This is a genomic window from Pseudomonas sp. RIT411 (assembly GCF_003057735.2).
Classification (GTDB): Bacteria; Pseudomonadota; Gammaproteobacteria; order Pseudomonadales; family Pseudomonadaceae; genus Chryseomonas; species Chryseomonas oryzihabitans.
In genome coordinates this window covers 227612-246879 of the sequence record NZ_QBIZ02000004.1, presented here as the reverse complement: position 1 = coordinate 246879, position 19268 = coordinate 227612, and the positions used below count along the sequence as shown (strand labels likewise).

Below are 19268 nucleotides of genomic sequence, written 5' to 3'. Positions count from 1 at the left end.
TCCTACCATGATCCTCAAGAAACTCTTCGGCGTGCTCTTTACCCTGCTGGTGGTCTGCCTGGCGCTGATCCTCGGTCGGCTGCTCTGGGTGCACTACATGAACGATCCCTGGACCCGCGACGGCCGAGTGCGCGCGGAGGTCATCACCATTGCGCCCGACGTGGCGGGCCTGGTGACCGAGATCGCCGTGCGCGACAACCAGTGGGTCAACAAGGGCGACCTGCTGCTGCAGATCGATCCGGAACACTACGAGATCGCCGTGCATCAGGCCGAGGCCTCGGTCGCCGCGCGCAAGGCCACCCTGGCCATGCGTCAGCAGAACGCCCGCCGCCGCGCCGACATCGACAGCCTGGTGGTCTCCCGCGAGAATCGCGAAGACGCCAGCAGCGCGGCCCTGGCCGCCGAGGCCGATCTGCGCCAGGCCCAGGCCCAACTGGAATCGGCGCGCCTCAACCTCAAGCGCACCCGGGTGCTGGCCCCCGTGGATGGCTATGTCACCAACCTCTCGGTGTTCAAGGGCGACTATGCCGCCGCGGGCGCGCCCAAGCTGGCCGTCATCGATGCCCATTCGTTCTGGGTCTATGGCTACTTCGAAGAGACCAAGCTGCCCCATGTGCGGGTGGGTGCGGTGGCGGAGATGCGCCTGATGAGCGGCCAGACGCTGCAGGGCCACGTGGAAAGCATCGCCCGCGGTATCTATGACCGGGACAACCCCCAGAGTCGTGAACTCACCGCCGATGTGAATCCCACCTTCAACTGGGTACGCCTGGCCCAGCGGGTGCCGGTGCGCATCGCCCTGGACCCGCTGCCCGAGGGCCTGCTGCTGGCGGCAGGCACCACCTGTACCGTGGTCCTGGAAGACGCTCGCGGCGAACGTTCCTGGTGGGACGCCTTCTGGCAGGGTTGAGTCCTGCCGAACGTCCGACTTTTGCCTCTCCCAAACGACAACACCCCTGACGTCGGCGGGTTTCGCTAGAGACGAAACCGGTCGAATTCAGGGGTGTGGTCGTAACCAGCCCAGTCCGCCGCGAGTGCGAAAGTACTCCCTGTACTCTTGGAACCCTCCCCTACTGCAGAGCGTCCCGACCATGTGGCCCTTGCGTCTCGGATCAGGAGACGACTTAGAGGTTGTCCATTGAATCGGCTTAAAGCTGCAATCCGATGACAGAGCCTCAGCAGCCGGTCATCACGACCGACTGCCTGTCTTGCTCACGGACCGAGCGTCAGGGACGACGGCGACCCATGAAGAACGACACCACGAACAGCACCAGGAACAGCACGAACAGGATCTTGGCGATACTGGTGGCGGTACCGGCGATGCCACCGAAACCCAGGACGCCTGCGATGATCGCGATGATCAGGAAAGTGATAGCCCAGCTCAGCATGGTGTTTCTCCTATGTATTGCAAGTGCACTCAGCGGACGACAGCACCTGTCCAGCGAGCAGTGGTTTTATTAGCGAAATCCTGGGTATCCAGACTCGCCATCCGTGGTTCCACATCGGTCAGATCGAGATCCAGACCGTTGAGGTTGTGCGTCTGATTGAGCGCACGACCCATCATCAAAGCACTGAGCAACATCCCGAGTACGACCACCGCTGCAACGAACAGCACGATCATCAGCAGCATCAACATCATGGTCATGACCTCAGAATACCCAGCGGGTCTGCTTCACCAGACGGTCACCGTTGGACTGTGCCGGGATGGCTTTGAGTTCCCCACGGCCTTGACTTGCCAGCGGCTTGGCTGCGGGCACCATGGCCTGGGCAGCAATGCGGGTGGATGCGATGAGTGCCTGTTCGCGGCTGACGTCGTGGCCCTGGGGGGCGGCGACGGCGGCGCTGGCGAAGCAAGCGAAGAGCGCAGTACCTACCAAGTGCTTGCGAAGGGTCTGGCTGATCATCGGGTATCTCCTGCAATCCGTTGGCCCTGAGGCCGGCTTGCCAAGGAGATTGCAGACTGCGTGCCAGCTTTTCGAAAACTATTTTTTCCTTTAAAAACAACAACTTATGCTTTTTGGCGGAGGCGCCTGCACTTGCACCTTGCAAGGTGCAACGCCTGAACCATTGCGTTTTGCATGATGGCCAGGGGCTGATCTGGAGGCACCGGGCCAGTCCGCTCGACCGCGCAACGGGGAAAGGGAGCCCGAAACCTTCCATTGCCCACCAAAAAATCTGCTTTTTGCCACTTTCTCCCCGGCGGGTTGCGATCTGCACGATGCCCGTGACGGCCTGCCCGGATTGCCCGATGGTCCTGCGGATTGCAACTTGCACGATGTATGATGGACTAACTGCCAGCTCTGTCCTTTAGCGCGTTTCGGCCCCTGCGGCCTGGAGTTCTCCCGTCATGGAACAAACCAGCGGTCGTATCCTTCTTGTGGATGACGAAGCCGCCATCCTGCGGACCTTTCGTTTCTGCCTGGAAGACGCCGGCTACAGCGTGGCCACGGCCAACAGCGCGGCCCAGGCCGAGGCCCTGCTCCTGCGCCAGGTCTACGACCTCTGCTTTCTCGACCTGCGCCTGGGCGCGGACAACGGTCTGGACGTGCTGCAGCAGATGCGCATCCAGGCGCCCTGGATGCGGGTGGTGATCGTCACCGCCCACTCGGCCATCGACACCGCGGTGGACGCCATGCAGGCCGGCGCCGCCGACTACCTGGTGAAGCCCTGCAGTCCCGATCAGCTGCGCATGGCGGCGGCCAAGCAGCTAGAATTCCGCCAGCTCTCGGCGCGCCTGGAGGCCCTCGAGGGCGAGGTACGCAAGTCCAGCGCCGGTCTCGATTCGCGCAGCCCGGCGATGATGAGCATCCTGGAGACCGCCCGACAGGTCGCCACCACCGATGCCAACGTGCTGATCCTCGGCGAGTCCGGTTCCGGCAAGGGCGAACTGGCCCGCGCCATCCACGCCTGGAGTCGCCGCGCCAAGAAGACCTTCGTCACCATCAACTGCCCGTCGCTGTCCGCCGATCTGATGGAAAGCGAGATGTTCGGCCATACCCGCGGCGCCTTCACCGGGGCCAGCGAGAGCACCCTCGGCCGGGTCAGCCAGGCCGACGGCGGCACCCTCTTCCTCGACGAGATCGGCGACTTCCCCCTGGCCCTGCAGCCCAAGCTCTTGCGCTTCATCCAGGACAAGGAATACGAGCGCGTCGGCGATCCGGTGACCCGTCGCGCTGACGTGCGCATCCTCGCCGCCACCAACCGCAACCTGGAACAGATGGTGGCGGAAAACGAATTCCGCGAAGACCTGCTTTATCGCCTCAACGTCATCGTGCTCAACCTGCCGCCGCTGCGCGAGCGCAAGGAAGACATCGTCGATCTGGCCGAGCGCTTTCTCGCCCGCTTCGTCAAGGACTACAACAGACCCGCCCACGGCTTCAGCGAGGCGGCCCTGGAGGCCCTGCGCAACTATGGCTGGCCGGGCAACGTCCGCGAGCTGCGCAACGTCATCGAGCGGGCGAGCATCATCTGCGGCCAGGACCTGGTGGATGTCAACCACCTGGGCCTGGGTGACAGCCCGGCCAGCAGCGGCGCCGCCAGCGCACCGCGGGTCGGCGAGGCGCTGAGTCTGGAAGCCCTGGAGCGCGCCCACATCGCCGCGGTGATGGCCACCAGCGAGACCCTCGACCAGGCCGCCAAGACGCTGGGCATCGACGCCTCCACGCTCTATCGAAAACGCAAGCAGTACGGGCTATGAAGCTGCCGATCAAGTTGCACACCCGCCTCTTTCTCAGCATCTCCGCTCTGATCGCCGTGGCCCTCATCGGGCTGCTGGTGGGCCTGGTCAGCGTCCTGCACCTGGCCCGCGAGCAGAGCGTCCAGACCCGCAGCAACCTGGACTTCATCAACCTGACGCTGAACATGCGCCAGGAGTTGAGCAACAGCCTGTTCCAGATGCTCGACGGTGCCCCGGATCCCCAGGTTCTGGTCGCTGCCCAGCAGCGCTTCGAACAGAATCTGCAAATGGTCCAGGGCGAGATGCACAAGCCCGAGCAACTGGCGGTACTGGAAGACGTCAAGCGCCGCTACGAGCGCTTCGCCGACTATCTGCGCTCCCCACCCGGCGGCTACAACCAGTTGCGCGCCGATCCGGATTTCCAGCAGACCCTCGACGCCCTGCGCAATCGTATCTACGACCTGCAAAAGAGCTATGTGGTGACCCTGGAGCGCATGCAGGACGAGGCCCATGACCGGGCGGTGATCATCGCCCTGCTGCTGGCGCTGATCGGCGTGGCCATCCTGGTCACCGGGGTGGTCACCGCCAACGGCATCGCCCGGCGCTTCACCGGGCCCATCGACGGCCTGGCCAAGGCCGCCGAGCGCATCAGCCAGGGCAACTTCGACGTCCAGCTGCCCACCTCGCAGATCGCCGAGTTCACCCTGCTCAGCCGCCGCTTCGGCAACATGGCCCAGGCCCTGCACCGCCTCAGCCAGACCAATGTCGAGGCCCTAGTGGCCGGCCAGCGGCGCCTGCAGGCCGTGCTCGACAGTATCGACTACGGCCTGGTGATCCTCGATCCCCAGGGCAACATCGAGCACGCCAACCCGGTGGCCTGCCGCCAGCTGGGCTGGAACGAGAATCACCTGGGCGAATCCCTGATCGCCGCCCTGGAACGGCCGGAAATCGAGACCAGCGTGCAACGGGTGCTGGCCGGCGGCGCCCTGGACGCGGCGCCCGAAGACCTGGAGATCCGCGTCGACGACGAGGTGCGGCTGCTGGCCTGGAGTCTGACCCCGGTCAACCACGCCGACGGCCGCAGCGTGGGTGCGCTGATGGTGCTGCGCGATGTCACCGAGCAGCGCGCCTTCGATCGGGTGCGCAACGAATTCGTCCTGCGCGCCTCCCACGAATTGCGCACCCCGGTCACCGGCATGCACATGGCCTTCGGTCTGCTGCGCGAACGCCTCAAGGTGGCGCCGGAATCCCGCGAGGCCTTTCTGCTGCAGACGGTGGACGAGGAGACCCATCGCCTGGTGCAGCTGATCAACGACCTGCTGGACTATTCGCGCCACCAGAGCGGTCTGCAGCGTCCGGAAAAGCTGCCGAGCGAGATCGGCGACCTGCTGGAAGAAGCCCGCGCCCGCCATGCCGACGAGGCCCGCGAGCGCGATGTCGAGCTGGCCGTCGAGTTGCTGCATACGCCGCTGCCACGGGTCAGCCTGGACCCCAAGCAACTGGCCCGGGTGTTCGATAACCTGCTGAGCAATGCTCTGCGCCATACCCCGGCCGGCGGCCGCATCGTCATCCAGGCCATGCGCCAGAACGAGCAGCTGCTGATGGCGGTGCAGGACAACGGCGAGGGCATCGCCTACGCCCAGCAGGGCCGGGTGTTCGAACCCTTCGTGCAGATCGGCAGCCAGAAGGGCGGCGCCGGCCTGGGCCTGGCCCTGTGCAAGGAAATCATCCGCCAGCACGGCGGCCGCATCGGCGTGGTCTCCCGCCCCGGCCAGGGCACCCAGATCTTCATGACCCTGCCGACCTGAGTCATCCCGGGCTGCTCTTACGGGCAGCACCGCGCTAGTCGACCCCGCTCCTGCCGGGACGAATGCAGCCAACCGCCTGCTCGGACAGCCCCCTCTCCCTCGGGGAGAGGGTTGGGGTGAGGGCAGCACTTCGTCACGATGCCCTAGTGGAAAAGGCTGCGCCGTTTTCCACGCTACGGTGGCCCGTAGGTTGGGTTGAGCGTAGCGAAGCCTGACGGTGCCTCAGCGCTTGCCAACGTTGGGCTTCGACGATAGAGCCGTCTCAACCCAACCTACGGGCTAGCCCCCTCTCCCTCGGGGAGAGGGTTGGGGTGAGGGCGCCCCTCGCCACGGTGTCCCATTGGAAAAGGCTACGGGGCTGATCCCGCCAAATCGCGGCCATGCCGGTGCGCCGTAGCGACCGCTCCTACAGGAGCCGGACATCCTGTAGGAGCGGCCCATGGCCGCGATCAGCAAAACACCGGAATCCTACCGCAGCGTCCGCGCCAGCGCCTGGCGCCAGCCGGCATAGAGTTCCGGTACCGCGTTGGCGCGGGGTTCGTAGCGGCGACGTGGCCGTTCGAGATCGGCCAGGGCCGCGGCGTCCTGCCACCAGCCCAGGGCGTGGCCGGCCAGGTGGGCGGCGCCCAGGGCCGAGACCTCCGGCGACAGGCTGCAGATCACCGGGCGCTGCAGGAGATCGGCCTGGAATTGCAGTAGCCATTCGTTGCGCGTGGCGCCGCCGTCCACCCAGAGTTCGTCCAGGGCCGTCGGGCTGTCTTGCTGCATGGCGTCGAAGACATCGCGAATCTGGTAGGCGATGGCCTCCAGCGCCGCACGCATCAGGTGCGCCCGTCCGCAATTCTCGCTGAGACCGCAGAACAGCCCCCGCGCCTCGGCGCGCCAATGCGGCGCACCGAGCCCCCCGAGTGCCGGGACGAAGTAGACGCCGCCGTTGTCCGGTAGCGCCGCGGCTTCGGCGGCCAGGGCCTCCAGCTCTCCGGCGCAGCCCAGCAGCCGCGCCGTCCAGCCCACGGCGGCGCCGGTGTGGACGATGTTGCCTTCCAGGGCAAAGGTCGGCGTATCTCCCAGGCGCCAGGCCAGGGTGGTGGCCAGGCCATGGGCGGAGACCACGGGTTCAGCAATGGGTGTCATCAATGAGGAGCCGGTGCCCAGGGTAGCCTTGACCTTGCCCGGGACGAAACCGCCCTGGCCGAACAGCGCCGCATGGGAATCGCCGATCATCGCCAGGATCGGCAGACCGGCCGGCAGCGGACCCTGGGCGCGGGTCTCGCCGAAACAGCCGGCACTGGGACGGATCTCTGGCAGGGCCGCCCGGGGAATCCCGAACAGACTCAGCAGCTGCGGATCCCAGTCACCGCCGCGCAGATCGAGCAACTGGGTACGGGCGGCGTTGGCCGCGTCGATGAGAAAGCTCGCGCCACCGCTGAGTTGCCAGAGCAGCCAGCTGTCCACGGTGCCCAGGCAGATCTCGCCAGCGGCGGCGCGGGCCGGGCCGTCGGGAATCTGGTCGAGCAGCCAGCGCCATTTGCCGGCGGAAAACATCGGATCCAGCGCCAGGCCGCTGCGCTCGCGGATCAGCTCGCCGTGGCCGGTGGCGTGCAAGGCTTCGCACTGCGGCTGGGATCTCTTGCACTGCCAGCTCACCAGGGGGCCGAGCAACTGGCCGCTGCCGCGCTCCCAGGCCAGGGCGGATTCGCGCTGGTTGCTGATGGCGATGGCCGCCAGGGAGGCGTCCGTCTGGGCCAGGCAGTCGCCGATGGCGCCCTGCAGGGCCTGCCAGATGGCCAGGGGATCCTGCTCGGCATAGCCCGCCTGGGGATGCTGGACGGTCAGCGGCCGGGAACCGCGGGCCACGACCCGACCGGCGCGATCCACCAGGATCGCCTTGGCATTGGTGGTGCCCTCGTCGAGGGCGAGGATCAGCGGTTCGGCGGCCATGGCGGCTCCTTGTTCTTATCGGTTCACTACGCCAGAGCTCAGCGCAGGCGCTGCACCGCGGCGACGATCCCGGCGGCATCGATGCCGTGCTTGGCGCGGGTCGGCCCCCGGCCACCGGCGGCAGCATACTCGCCGTCGGCGATGCCCAGGCGGATCAGCGGCACGCCCAGCGCGGCCTCGGCCATGACCTCGGCGACCAGGCTGCCCACCCCGCCGTTGGCGTTGTGCTCTTCCACCGTGACCACCCCGCCGCGAGCCGCGCAGAGGGCTTCGAGCAAGGCCTCGCGCTGCAGCGGCCGGATCGACGACAGGTTGATCACCTGGGCGCTGATGCCCTGCTCGGCCAACAAGCATGCGGCGTCCACCGCCTCGTGGACCACCGAGCCCAGGGCCACCAGGCTGACGTCATGACCCTGGCGCAGCACGTCGACCTGGCCGGGCACGAAGCGATAGTCGGGCCCGTGCAGATCGGGCAGTGCCTTGCCGTCCAGGCGGATATAGACCGGACCGTCATGGGCCAGGGCGTGCTCGACGATCTGCCGGCACTCGGCGCCATCGGCCGGGGCATAGATTTCCACGTGGCCGAAGCCGCGCATCACGGCGATGTCGTCGAGGCTGTGGTGGGTGCTGGCCAGGGGACCGTAGCTGGCCCCGGCGTTGAGGCCGAACATCTTGACGTTGGACCTGTTGTAGCAGACGTCCACCTTGACCTGTTCGTTGGCGCGGGAGATCAGGAAGGGCGCGGCGTTGCAGGTCACCGCCACCTTGCCGGCCAGGCCCAGGCCGGCGGCCACCCCGACCAGGGTCTGTTCGGCGATGCCGACATTGACCAGGCGCTCCGGGAAGCGTTTGACGAAGGGGCCGATCTTGGCCGTGGAGGTGGAATCGCTCACCACCGGCACCAGGTCGACGCCGGCGTTCACCGCGGCGATGAAGGCCTCGACCATGACGCTGGCGAGATGGGCTTCGCCCGGGGTCTGGGTATCAGTGGCCATGGTCGAGCTCCTCCAGAGCAGCGGCGATCTCGTCGCCCTTGGGCACCCGGTGGTGCCATTCGGGTTTGCCTTCGATGAAGGAAACCCCCTTGCCTTTGACGGTGTTGGCGATCAGCACCTGGGGCTGGCCGCGGTGTTCGCGCAGGGCTTCCAGGGTCTCCACCAGCTGGGCCACGTCGTTGCCGTCGCACTCGACCACATGGAAGCCGAAGGCGCGCCATTTCTCGGCCAGGGGCTCCAGCGGCAGGATCTCCGCGGTGGGGCCGGCCAGTTGCAGGCGGTTGTGGTCGACGATCACCGTGAGGTTGTCCAGCCGGTACTTGGCGGCCGTCAGCGCCGACTCCCAGTTGGAGCCCTCGCCCAGTTCGCCGTCACCGGTCAGCACATAGACGCGGCGCGGACTGCCATCGCGTTGCGCGGCCAGGGCGATCCCGGTGGCCACGGGCAGGCCGTGGCCAAGGGCGCCGGTGTTGAGTTCGATGCCGGGGGTCTTCTGCCGCACCGGGTGGCCCGGCAGGTGGGAGTCGAAGTGCTGGTAGGTGTCGAGCCATTCCGGCGGAAAGTAGCCGGCTTCGGCCAGGCAGCAGTAAAGACCGCCGACGCCGTGGCCCTTGCTCTGGATGTAGATGTCGCGCCGGGGATCGGCGAGGCGTTCCGGGGCGACGTCGAGCAGGCGGAAGTAGAGGGTGGCGAGGATGTCGGTCTCCGACAGATCCGCCCCGGTGTGGCCGCCGGCAGGCGAGCCGGCATTGAGCTGGATGACGCGCCGGCGGATCAGCCGGGCCTTTTCGCGAATCTGCGCGACGTCGTACTGGAACGGATTCATCAGGCGACCCCCTCGGGTATCCGAAGCTGCAATGGAGCAGACGCCTGCCGAGGTTTCAGTGGGCGTCTTATGAATATTTATTCGTCACTGAAAATATATTTATCATTTAGACCTCAATCCGGAAGGCCGTCAATAGCCATGAAGGGCCATCGGCGACCGGGTGTACGGGTAGAATGTGGGCCAGAATGCGGGATTGCCGAGGCCGTCGCGTTCGGCATGCGGCGATGAAAAGGCGCTTGACTTCCATCCGGAACAGGCGGAGTCTGAATTAAAAATCAGGCACGCATAAATATTCAGGCGAGCCGAACACAAGAACAATAACCTCAGGAGAAGTGCGTGGACGCCAAAGCCCCGACCGCCTCGCCACCCGCCAAGCCCCTCGCCCGCCTGGCCCTGCGCCTGCCGCGCAACGTCGGCGGTCCGCTGATCGGCCTGGCGCTGCTGATCGCCGTGTTCTCCTTTGCCTCGGAGTATTTCTTCTCCGTGCGCAACGCCCTCAACATCCTCGACCAGGTGACCGTGCTCGGCATCCTGGCCATCGGCATGACCCTGGTCATCGTCATCGGCGGCATCGACCTGTCGGTGGGCTCGGTACTGGCCTTTTCCATGATGCTGCTGGGCTGGCTCTATCAGGACATCGGCTGGCCGCTGGGTCTGGCGATTCCCGCCGCCATCCTCGGCGGCCTGGTCTGCGGCCTGGTCTCGGGCCTGCTCATCGCCCGCGCCCGGCTGCCCGCCTTCATCGCCACCCTGACCATGATGTCGGTGGCCCGCGGCCTGGCCAACATCCTCACCGACGGTCGCCAGATCGTCGGCTTTCCGGACTGGTTCACCAGCCTGGCCACGGTGCGACACTTCGGCTTCCTCTCGGTCACCGTCGGGCTGTTCCTGCTGATGCTGCTGGTGGCCTGGGTGTTCCTGCGCTTTCGCGCCGGTGGCCGCAACCTCTATGCCATGGGCGGTAGCGCCGAGGTGGCGCGGTTGTCGGGCATCAAGGTGCGCACCATCACCATCTGGATCTATGCCCTGAGCGGCGCCCTGGCGGGCCTGGCCGCGGTGGCCATGGCGGCGCGGCTGGATTCGTCCCAGCCCAGCGCCGGCCTGTCCATGGAGCTGGATGCCATCGCCGCAGTGGTGATCGGCGGCGCCAGCCTCAGCGGCGGCGTCGGCAGCGTCGGTGGCACCCTGGTGGGGGTGCTGATCATCGGCGTGCTGCGCAACGGCCTGAATCTGCTGGGGGTCTCGCCCTTCGTGCAGCAGGTGATCATCGGCATCGTCATCGCCCTGGCCGTCACCCTGGACACCCTGCGCCGCCGTAACGGGCAGCGCTAGTCAGATCGGTTTCGTCTCGTCACCGCAGTACAACAATAACAACGGAGTGCCATCCATGCTGACCCCCAAGAAGCTGTTGCTCAGTACCCTGTTCGCCGCCATCACCTGCACCGGCGCCCTCAATGCCCAGGCCAAGGAACTCACCGTGGGCCTGGCCGTGGCCAACCTGCAGGCCGACTTCTTCAACCAGATCAAGCAGGCCGTCGAGGCCGAGGGCAAGGCCAAGGGCATCAAGGTGATCACCGTGGACGCCCAGGGCAACTCGGCGACCCAGGTCAACCAGATCCAGGACCTGATCACCCGCCAGGTCGACGCCCTGATCTACATCCCGGCCGGCGCCACCGCCGCCGGTGTCCCGGTCAAGGCGGCCAAGGCCGCCGGCATCCCGGTGGTGGCGGTGGACCGCAACGCCCCCGACGCCCCGGGTGACACCTTCATCGCCAGCGACAGCGTCGCCGCCGCCCGCACCCTGGCCGAATACGTCGGCAAGGTCACCAACGGCAAGGGCCGCGTCGCCATCCTCCAGGGTCAGATCGGCACCACGCCGGAAAACGATCGCGCCAAGGGCTTCGCCGAAGGCCTGGCCAAGTTTCCCGAGCTGAAGGTGGTTGCCCAGCAGCCCGCCGAGTGGGCCCAGGACAAGGGCTTCGCCGTGGCCCAGGACATGCTCCAGCGCGATCCCAACATCAGCGTCTTCTTCGGCCGTGCCGACGCCATGGCCCTGGGCGCGGCCCAGGCGGTCAAGGTGGCCAACCTCGACCATCCGGTGACCATCGTCGGCTTCGACGGCGACGTGGCCGGTCTCAAGGCCGTGGCCGCCGGCACCCTGTCCGCCACCATGACCCAGCAGACCCGCAAGATGGGGCGCATGGCCCTGGAATCGGCGGTGGCGCTCAAGGAGGGCAAGCAGGTGCCCAAGGAGCAGCTGCAGGAGGCGATCCTGACCACCAAGGATAACGTCGCCCCCTTCATCGAGAACCACCCGTAACCACGATCTGCTGCGCGTCGGCCAACCTGCGTTGAATACAACCTGGATCGCCAGCCCGGTCGGACTGCTCATTTACCACTCGTAAACTTGAGCGCAAGCCCGGTCCGCGTCCTCAGCTGTATTCGCTTTGGTTGGCTCTAGCTCGCGAGATCGTGTTGGCTCCTGCCCAAGGTGCCTCCCTAGGGAGGCACCGTTTCAGCTCCCCCCTTCGGAGGCTCCATGTCCGCCGTCATGCCCCTGGAACAGCCCGCGGCCCTCAGCCTGAGAAACATCGGCAAGAAATACGCCGGCATCGAGGTCCTGAGCGGCGTGGACGTCGACATCCAGCCCGGCGAGGTCCTGGCCCTGCTCGGCGAGAACGGCGCCGGCAAGTCCACGCTGTCGTCGATCATCGCCGGCCTGGTGCCGCCCGAAGCGGGCGGGCGCATGACCTGGCTGGGTCGCGACTATGCCCCGGACTCCCCCGGCGCCGCCCTGGCCGCCGGCATCGGCCTGATCCACCAGGAGATCCGCCTGCTGCCGGAACTGACCATCGCCGAGAACATGTTCGTCGGTCGCCTGCCCATGCGCGGTGGCCGCATCGATCGCGCCTTCATGGAAACCGAGGCCCAGCGCCAGCTGGATCGCCTGGGGCTGAAGGTACCCGCCACGCGCACCGTGGCCGGTCTCAGCGTGGCCGCCCAGCAACTGGTGGAGATCGCCAAGGCGCTGACCCTCAAGGCGCGCCTGCTGATCCTCGACGAACCTACCGCGGCCCTGGGCGGCGAAGAGACCGAGTTGCTGTTCGCCCAGGTCGAGCGACTCAAGGCCGAGGGCGTCTCCTTCATCTACATCAGCCATCGCCTGGAAGAGATCGCGCGCATCGCCGACCGGGTGCTGGTGCTGCGCGACGGCCGCCAGATCGCCCTGCACGCCACCGCCCAGGTGCCGGTGCGGCAACTGGTGGAAGAGATGGTCGGCCGCAGCGTGGAGCGCATCTTCCCGGCCATGGCCGCGCCCGCTGCTCGCGAGGTGCTGCGGGTGAAGGGCCTGAGCTGCCGCGAGATGCCACTCAAACACATCGATTTCAGCGTGCGCGCGGGCGAGGTCTTTGGCGTGGCCGGGGTGGTCGGCGCCGGGCGTACCGAGCTGGTCCGCGCCATCGCCGGCGCGGCCGAGCAGGTCACCGGCGAGCTGGTGCTGGAAGGCCAGGCCTGTCGCTTCGCCAGTCCCTACGACGCCATCCATGCCGGCATCGTGCTGGTGCCCGAGGATCGCAAGCAGCAGGGCGTGGTGGTCGATCACGCCATCGAGGAAAACCTCATCTATGGCAACACCGACCTGCTCGCCGGTGGCGGCTGGGTCTCGCCCGGCGGCCTGCGCGCCTTCGCCCGCAAGGCGGTGGCGCGGCTCGGCGTCAAGGGCCAGCCGGAGCAGGCCATCGCCGCCCTGTCCGGCGGCAACCAGCAGAAGGTGATCATCGCCAAGTGGCTGGCGCGCAATCCCAAGGTCTTCATCCTCGACGAGCCCACCCGCGGCATCGACGTCGGCGCCCGCGCCGCCATCTACCAGGTGATCGCCGAACTGGCGGCCACCGGCATGGCGGTGATCGTGGTCAGCTCGGACCTCGACGAGGTCCTCGGCCTGTCGCATCGGGTCATGGTGATGAGCCGTGGCCAGCAGATGGGCATTCTCGAACGTGAACAGGCCACTCCGGTGGCCGTGATGGAACTGGCGACCGCCTGACTAGGAGTTTTCCCATGCGTCTCTTCGATCTCGGCGGCCAGACCGCCTTCGTCACCGGTGCCGGCAGCGGCATCGGCCAGGCCATCGCCGTCGGACTGGCCGAGGCCGGCGCCCAGGTGGCCTGCTTCGACCTGCCGGGCAGCCGCGACCTCGCCGGTACCGTCGCGCGGATCCAGGCCCATGGCCGCCGCGCCCTGGCCCTGGAAGGGTCGGTGACCAGCGCCGCCGACCTGGAAGCCGCCGTGGCCCGTACCGAGGCCGAACTCGGCCCCCTGAGTCTCGCGGTCAACAGCGCCGGCATCGCCAACGCCCAGCCGGCCGAGGAGCTGGAACTAGAGCGCTGGCAGCGCATGCTCGACATCAACCTCACCGGGGTGATGCTCAGTTGCCAGGCCCAGGCGCGGGTCATGCTGCCGCGCGGCAAGGGCGCCATCGTCAACATCGCCTCCATGTCCGGCAGCATCGTCAACCGCGGCCTCCTGCAGGCCCACTACAACACCTCCAAGGCCGGGGTCATCCACCTGACCAAGAGCCTGGCGATGGAGTGGGCCGAGCGCGGCATCCGCGTCAACTGCATCAGCCCCGGCTACACCGCCACGCCGATGAACACCCGTCCCGAGGTGGCCGACCAGGTCAAGATCTTCGAGCAGACCACCCCGCTGGGCCGCATGGCCGAGGTGGAGGAAATGGTCGGTCCGGCGATCTTCCTCTGCAGCCCGGCCGCATCCTTTTGTACCGGGGTGGATCTCATCGTCGATGGCGGCTTCGTCTGCTGGTAACAACCCGCTGGCGATCACGCACGCCGGGTCGCCAACCGCTCTAGGAGGTTTCACGTGGAACGTCGCTTCGCAGGTCAAACCGTGGTCATCACCGGCGGTTGCCGGGGCATCGGCGAGGGTATCGCCGAGCGCTTCGGGCGTGAGGGCGCCAACCTGGTGCTGGTCTCCAACGCCGAACGGGTGCACGACACCGCCGCGCGGCTGGCCGCCGAGACCGGGGCCGAGGTGCTGCCGCTGGTGGTGGACATCACCGACGAGGCGGCGGTGGCCGACCTCTATGCCCAGGCCGAGTCGCGCTTCGGCCGGGTCGACGTCTCGGTGCAGAACGCCGGGATCATCACCATCGATGCCTTCGACCGCATGCCGCGCGAGGACTTCGACCGCATCCTGCAGGTCAACACCACCGGCGTCTGGCTGTGCTGCCGCGAGGCGGCCAGGCGCATGGTCGCCGCCGGGCGTGGCGGACGCCTGATCAACACCAGCTCCGGCCAGGGGCGCCAGGGCTTCATCTACACGCCCCACTATGCGGCGAGCAAGATGGGCGTCATCGGCATCACCCAGAGCCTGGCCCACGAACTGGCGCGCCACGGCATCACGGTCAACGCCTTCTGCCCCGGCATCATCGAAAGCGAGATGTGGGACTACAACGACCGCGTCTGGGGCGAGATCCTTTCCACCCCGGAAAAGCGTTATGGCCAGGGCGAACTGATGCAGGAATGGGTCGGCAACATCCCCATGAAGCGCGCCGGCACCCCGGCCGATGTGGCCGGCCTGGTGGCCTTCCTCGCCTCGGCGGACGCCGCCTACATCACCGGCCAGGCGATCAATGTGGACGGTGGCCTGATCATGTCCTGATCGACCCCCGGGGACGCCAGGCCGCAAAAGCCTTGGCGTCCAGCGGGAGGCTGAGGGAAAATAGCGGGAAAATGCGCCTTTCTAACAGCCAAGTGCCTGCTTTTTGAGGGTTCGTCACGGCCGCCCGGCCCGGCAGCCCTGGGTGCAACCTAGCCGCCGGTACCGGAAATCTGGATGAGTAATCTCGAAGAACAACGCCTGCTGACCAAGATCGCCTCCCTCTACTACGAAGAAGGGCTCAAGCAGTCGCAGATCTCCGAACAGCTCGACCTGTCGCAATCCTTTGTCAGCCGTGCCCTGAGCCGAGCGCTCAAGGAAGGCATCGTGCGCATCTCGGTGCAGCGCCCGCGCAACTTCCACCTGGAGCTGGAGCGTCAGCTGCAACAGCGCTACGGCATCCGCCAGGCGATCGTGGTGGAGCCCACCGGTGACGACGAAGAGGCCATCAAGCAGGCCATCGGCTCGGCCGCCGCCCACTACCTGGAAACCAGCGTCACCGAAAAGGACCACATCGGCATCTCCTCCTGGAGCTCCACCATCCGTGCCATGGTCGGTCACATGCACCGCGGCAGCAGTCGTCAGGGCGCGACCGAGGTGGTGCAGCTGCTCGGCGGGGTCGGCAACAAGGGCGCCTTCGAGGCCACCCTGCTGACCCAGCAACTGGCCAATCTGCTGGGTTGCCCGGCCTATCTGCTGCCGTCCCAGAGCATCGAGCAGTCGCCGGAAAGTCGCCAGCGCATCCTGCAGCTGGACGAGGTGCGCGAGGTCACCGAACGCTTCGCCCGGCTCACCGTGGCCCTGGTTGGCATCGGCGAGCTGGAGCCGTCGCAGCTCCTGCGCAACAGCGGCAACTATCACGGCGAGGCCATGCTGGAAGTGCTCGCCGCCCGCGGCGCGGTGGGCGACATCTGCCTGAGGTACTTCGACGCCCAAGGCCGACCGGTACTGGACGACAGTGAAGAGACCGTGGTCGCGGTGGACCTGCCGCAACTGCTGAAGATCGACCGCGTGGTGGGTCTGGCCGGGGGCCTGCGCAAGGTCAATGCCATCCGCGGCGCGCTGCAGGGCGGTTATCTGGATGTCCTGGTGGTTGATCTGCGCACTGCCCTGGCGCTGGTCCCCTGATCCACGCAAGCGGCTGCCAGAACCGGGCCGGAAAACGCGATTTGCTGCCAAACGGCCCACCCGGCACGGAAATCTTTGGCAACATTCGGCAAGGACTGATCCGTAAGCTGTAGGACGACTGTTCTCTGGATAGCGTCCCATGCCCTCAGCGTCTTCGGCTTCGGCCACTGCCCTGCCCGCCTCCCAGCGGGCCGCCGCCCTCTCGGCGCGTCTCGATCGCCTGCCGGCCACCCGCAGCCTGTGGCGCCTGGTGGCCCTGCTGTCCATCGGCGGTTTCTTCGAACTCTACGACCTGTTCCAGACCGCCTACATCAGCCCCGGGCTCCTGCGCGATGGCGTCTTCCAGACCGGCGCGGCCGGGGTGTTCGGGGTCTCCGATCAGGCCGCCTTCGCCGCGGCCACCTTTCTCGGCCTGTTCGTCGGCGCCAGCCTGCTCAGCCCCATCGCCGACCGCTTCGGCCGCCGGGCGATCTTTACCTGGGCACTGGTCGGCTACACCCTGGCGACCCTGGCCATGGGTCTGCAGACCACCGCCCTGGGGCTGATCGCCCTGCGCTTCGTGGTGGGCATCGGCCTGGGCCTGGAGCTGGTGACCATCGACGCCTATCTGTCGGAGCTGGTGCCCAAGGCCATGCGCACCTCGGCCTTCGCCTTTGCCTTCGCCCTCCAGTTCCTCTCGGTGCCGGCGGTGGCGCTGCTGTCCTGGTGGCTGGTGCCCCAGGCGCCGCTGGGCATTTCCGGCTGGCGCTGGGTGGTGCTGTCCAGTGCCGTCTTCGCCCTGTTCATCTGGTGGCTGCGCCAGCGCCTGCCCGAATCGCCGCGCTGGCTGGCGCAGCAGGGCCGGCTGGACGAAGCCGAACAGGGCGTGGAGCGCCTGGAAGCCGCCTGCCAGGCCGACAGCGGCCAGCCGCTGCCGCCACCCGCGGCGATCGTCGAAGAACGCGCCGTGAGCGCGCGCTTCGCGGCGCTGTGGCAACCGCCCTATCGGCGCCGGGTGATCATGCTGATCGTCTTCAACCTGTTCCAGGCCATCGGCTTCTTCGGCTTCGGCAACTGGCTGCCGGCATTGCTCTCCGGCCAGGGTGTGAGCCTGACCCACAGCCTGGGCTATGCCTTCGTCATCACCCTCGCCTATCCGCTGGGGCCGCTGCTGTTCGTGCGCATCGCCAACCGCTTCGAGAACAAGTGGCAGATCGTCGGCTCCGCCCTGGGGACGGTGGGCTTCGGCAGCCTGTTCGCCCTGCAGCAGGGCGCCCTCAGCCTGATCCTCTGTGGCGTCGGCATCACCTTCTGCAACGCCTGGCTGACCTTTGCCTTCCACTCCTACCAGGCGGAGCTGTTCCCCACCGCCATCCGCGCCCGGGCGGTGGGTTTCTGCTATTCCTTCAGCCGGTTGTCCACTGTATTCAGCAGCCTGCTGATCGGCACCCTGCTGGAGCGCCTGGGCACCCCGGGCGTGCTGGCCTTCATCGTCGCCAGCATGCTGATCGTGGTGCTGACCATCGGCCTGTTCGGCCCGCGCACCCGCAACCGGGCGCTGGAAGACATCGCCCGCTGAGGCAGGCCCGCGGTCAGAGGCGGAATTGCCGGACCGCGCCGTTCAGGTCGCCGGCCAGGCGCGCCAGGTCGGTGCTGGCGGCGGCGGTCTGCTCGGCCCCGGCGGCGTTCTGGGTGGAGAGGTCGCGGATGCTGGTGAGGTTGCGATCCACCTCGCGCGCCACCTGGGCCTGCTCCTCGGTGGCCGCGGAAATGCTCAGGTTGCGCTCGTTGATCTGCACGATGTGGCGAGCGATCTCGGCCAGCGCCTCGCCGGCGGCGGCGGCCACCGTCAGGCAGGCACCGGCCTGCTGATTGCTGGTGGCCATGGCGTCCACCGCCTTGCCGGCGCCGCCCTGGATGGCACCGATCATGTCTTCGATCTCGCCGGTGGACTGCTGGGTACGGGCCGCCAGGGCGCGCACCTCGTCGGCCACCACGGCAAAGCCACGCCCGGCATCCCCGGCGCGCGCCGCTTCGATGGCGGCGTTGAGCGCCAGCAGATTGGTCTGTTCGGCGATGCCGCGGATCACGTCGAGCACCCCGCTGATGCGCTGCACCTGGCCCGCCAGGCCGTCGATCTCACCGCTGCTGGAGGCCACCGCGCTGTGCAGGGCATGAATGGTGGCGAGGGTTTCCTCGACCCGGCGCTGGCCGAGATCGGCCGAGGTGCGCGAGTCCTGGGCGGCAGCGCTGGCAGCCGCGGCATTGCGCGCCACCTCCTCCACCGCGGCGGTCATCTGATTGACGGCGGTGGCCGCCTGGGCCAGCTCGTCGTTTTGCCGCTGGATGCCGCGCAGGCCGGTCTCGGTGACCGTCGACAGCTCTTCGGAGGTGGACGCCAGGGTGGTGGACGACAGGGTCAGCCGTTCCAGGGTGCCGCGCAGGTTGTCCTGCATTCGCGCCATGGCCGCCAGCAGCCGGCCGGGTTCGTCGCGCCCGTCGGGCTCGATCGTCCGGCTGAGATCGTTGGCAGCGATGCGCTCGGCCACCGCCAGGGCCTTTTCCAGCGGCCCGGTGAGGCTGCGGGTGAAGCGCCAGGCCAGCAGCAGGGTACCGGCCAGGGCCGCCACCATCACCGCCACGGTGATGGCGATGGCGTTGTGGTAGCTGGCCATGGAGGCGGCGGCCAGGCGCGTGACCTTGCCATCGACCACCCCGGCGAGTTCGTTGACGGTGGCGCTCAGGGCATTGCCGCTGTGGGCCATCTCGCCGTCCTGCCCGGCCAGCTTGAGCAACTCGGCGTCGTTCTGGTCGTCCAGCGCCTTGAGATAGCGATTCTGGTTGTTCAGGTAGGTGGCTAGCTGGCCGGTCATCCGGGTGTAGACCTCCCGCCCGGAGTCGGTGAGCAACAGGCCGTCGAACTGGCGCACATGCTGTTCCAGGCTGGCCTTGGCCGCGTCGATGGCCTTGTGCACCGCCTGGGTCTCGGCGTTGGAACTGGCCAGCATCAACCCCTGGTTCTGCATGCGCAGACTCAGCAGATCGGCGCGGATCTCGCCGATGGTCTGGACGCTGGGGATGACGTTGCCGACGATCTGCTCCTCGCTCTCCTTGATGACCCGATTCTGGCCCAGGGAAAACAGCCCCAGGCCGATCACCAGCAGAGCAAAGAAACCAAAGGCGACCAGGGCCCGCGGGGCGATGTTGAGGGAGCGTAGCTTCACCGGGAAGACCTCGAAAAA

Annotated in this window: 17 protein-coding genes; 10 read left to right on the top strand and 7 right to left on the bottom strand. The window is 67.3% G+C overall.

Annotation, left to right across the window (positions count from 1 at the left end):
• Window positions 1–7: 7 nt before the first annotated feature.
• Window positions 8–907, top strand: coding sequence for an HlyD family secretion protein (locus DBY63_RS08680; RefSeq protein ID WP_077171263.1), 900 nt, complete (start codon window positions 8–10; stop codon window positions 905–907).
• A 316-nt stretch (window positions 908–1223) separates the two neighbouring features.
• Here DBY63_RS08680 and DBY63_RS08675 read toward each other — a convergent pair whose 3' ends face one another.
• Genes DBY63_RS08675 through DBY63_RS08665 form a run of 3 tightly spaced genes read right to left on the bottom strand, consistent with a single transcriptional unit; the run spans window position 1224 to window position 1901 of the window.
• Window positions 1224–1385, bottom strand: coding sequence for a DUF1328 domain-containing protein (locus DBY63_RS08675; protein WP_007160206.1), 162 nt, complete (start codon window positions 1383–1385; stop codon window positions 1224–1226).
• A 29-nt stretch (window positions 1386–1414) separates the two neighbouring features.
• Window positions 1415–1636: a hypothetical protein gene (locus tag DBY63_RS08670; protein ID WP_177411438.1), complete on the bottom strand. Its 222-nt coding sequence runs from the start codon at window positions 1634–1636 to the stop codon at window positions 1415–1417.
• Window positions 1637–1646: 10 nt separating this feature from the next.
• Window positions 1647–1901, bottom strand: a complete 255-nt coding sequence (locus tag DBY63_RS08665; protein WP_108582239.1) for a hypothetical protein — start codon at window positions 1899–1901, stop codon at window positions 1647–1649.
• Between the two features lie 443 nt (window positions 1902–2344).
• Here DBY63_RS08665 and algB point away from each other — a divergent pair, with 443 nt between their 5' ends.
• Both algB and DBY63_RS08655 read left to right on the top strand, forming a co-directional pair.
• Window positions 2345–3694 (top strand): sigma-54-dependent response regulator transcription factor AlgB, encoded by a 1350-nt coding sequence (gene algB, locus DBY63_RS08660; RefSeq protein WP_027597276.1) that lies wholly within the window; start codon window positions 2345–2347, stop codon window positions 3692–3694.
• On the top strand, window positions 3691–5481 hold the full coding sequence (locus tag DBY63_RS08655) for an ATP-binding protein (protein ID WP_044341215.1): 1791 nt from the start codon (window positions 3691–3693) through the stop codon (window positions 5479–5481). Before algB ends, DBY63_RS08655 begins: the two co-directional genes overlap by 4 nt.
• A gap of 468 nt (window positions 5482–5949) precedes the next feature.
• Here the strand turns inward: DBY63_RS08655 and DBY63_RS08650 are convergent, their stop codons facing one another.
• Genes DBY63_RS08650 through DBY63_RS08640 form a run of 3 tightly spaced genes read right to left on the bottom strand, consistent with a single transcriptional unit; the run spans window position 5950 to window position 9243 of the window.
• Entirely contained in the window at window positions 5950–7422 is a 1473-nt protein-coding gene (locus tag DBY63_RS08650; protein WP_108582238.1) for an FGGY-family carbohydrate kinase, read from the bottom strand.
• Window positions 7423–7460: 38 nt separating this feature from the next.
• Window positions 7461–8417 (bottom strand): transketolase C-terminal domain-containing protein, encoded by a 957-nt coding sequence (locus tag DBY63_RS08645; RefSeq protein WP_108582237.1) that lies wholly within the window; start codon window positions 8415–8417, stop codon window positions 7461–7463.
• Window positions 8407–9243, bottom strand: coding sequence for a transketolase (locus tag DBY63_RS08640; RefSeq protein WP_027600546.1), 837 nt, complete (start codon window positions 9241–9243; stop codon window positions 8407–8409). Before DBY63_RS08640 ends, DBY63_RS08645 begins: the two co-directional genes overlap by 11 nt.
• Before the next feature lie 387 nt (window positions 9244–9630).
• On the opposite strand from DBY63_RS08640, the gene DBY63_RS08635 reads away from it, so the two are divergent.
• The 7 genes from DBY63_RS08635 to DBY63_RS08605 all read left to right on the top strand — a co-directional run bounded on the left by DBY63_RS08635 (window position 9631) and on the right by DBY63_RS08605 (window position 17605).
• Window positions 9631–10575: an ABC transporter permease gene (locus DBY63_RS08635; protein ID WP_186353941.1), complete on the top strand. Its 945-nt coding sequence runs from the start codon at window positions 9631–9633 to the stop codon at window positions 10573–10575.
• 55 nt (window positions 10576–10630) lie between these two features.
• Window positions 10631–11563, top strand: coding sequence for a sugar ABC transporter substrate-binding protein (locus DBY63_RS08630; protein WP_027597270.1), 933 nt, complete (start codon window positions 10631–10633; stop codon window positions 11561–11563).
• 219 nt (window positions 11564–11782) lie between these two features.
• Window positions 11783–13288: a sugar ABC transporter ATP-binding protein gene (locus DBY63_RS08625; protein WP_027597269.1), complete on the top strand. Its 1506-nt coding sequence runs from the start codon at window positions 11783–11785 to the stop codon at window positions 13286–13288.
• Between the two features lie 14 nt (window positions 13289–13302).
• Entirely contained in the window at window positions 13303–14067 is a 765-nt protein-coding gene (locus DBY63_RS08620) for an SDR family oxidoreductase (RefSeq protein WP_027600543.1), read from the top strand.
• 54 nt (window positions 14068–14121) lie between these two features.
• A complete protein-coding gene (locus DBY63_RS08615) occupies window positions 14122–14922 on the top strand; it encodes an SDR family oxidoreductase (RefSeq protein WP_027600542.1) in 801 nt (266 codons plus the stop codon).
• A gap of 174 nt (window positions 14923–15096) precedes the next feature.
• Entirely contained in the window at window positions 15097–16047 is a 951-nt protein-coding gene (locus DBY63_RS08610; RefSeq protein ID WP_027600541.1) for a sugar-binding transcriptional regulator, read from the top strand.
• 139 nt (window positions 16048–16186) lie between these two features.
• Complete coding sequence (locus DBY63_RS08605) at window positions 16187–17605, top strand: MFS transporter (RefSeq protein WP_108582236.1); 1419 nt, start codon at window positions 16187–16189, stop codon at window positions 17603–17605.
• Window positions 17606–17618: 13 nt separating this feature from the next.
• Here the strand turns inward: DBY63_RS08605 and DBY63_RS08600 are convergent, their stop codons facing one another.
• Window positions 17619–19250: a methyl-accepting chemotaxis protein gene (locus tag DBY63_RS08600; protein WP_108582235.1), complete on the bottom strand. Its 1632-nt coding sequence runs from the start codon at window positions 19248–19250 to the stop codon at window positions 17619–17621.
• Between the last annotated feature and the right edge of the window lie 18 nt (window positions 19251–19268).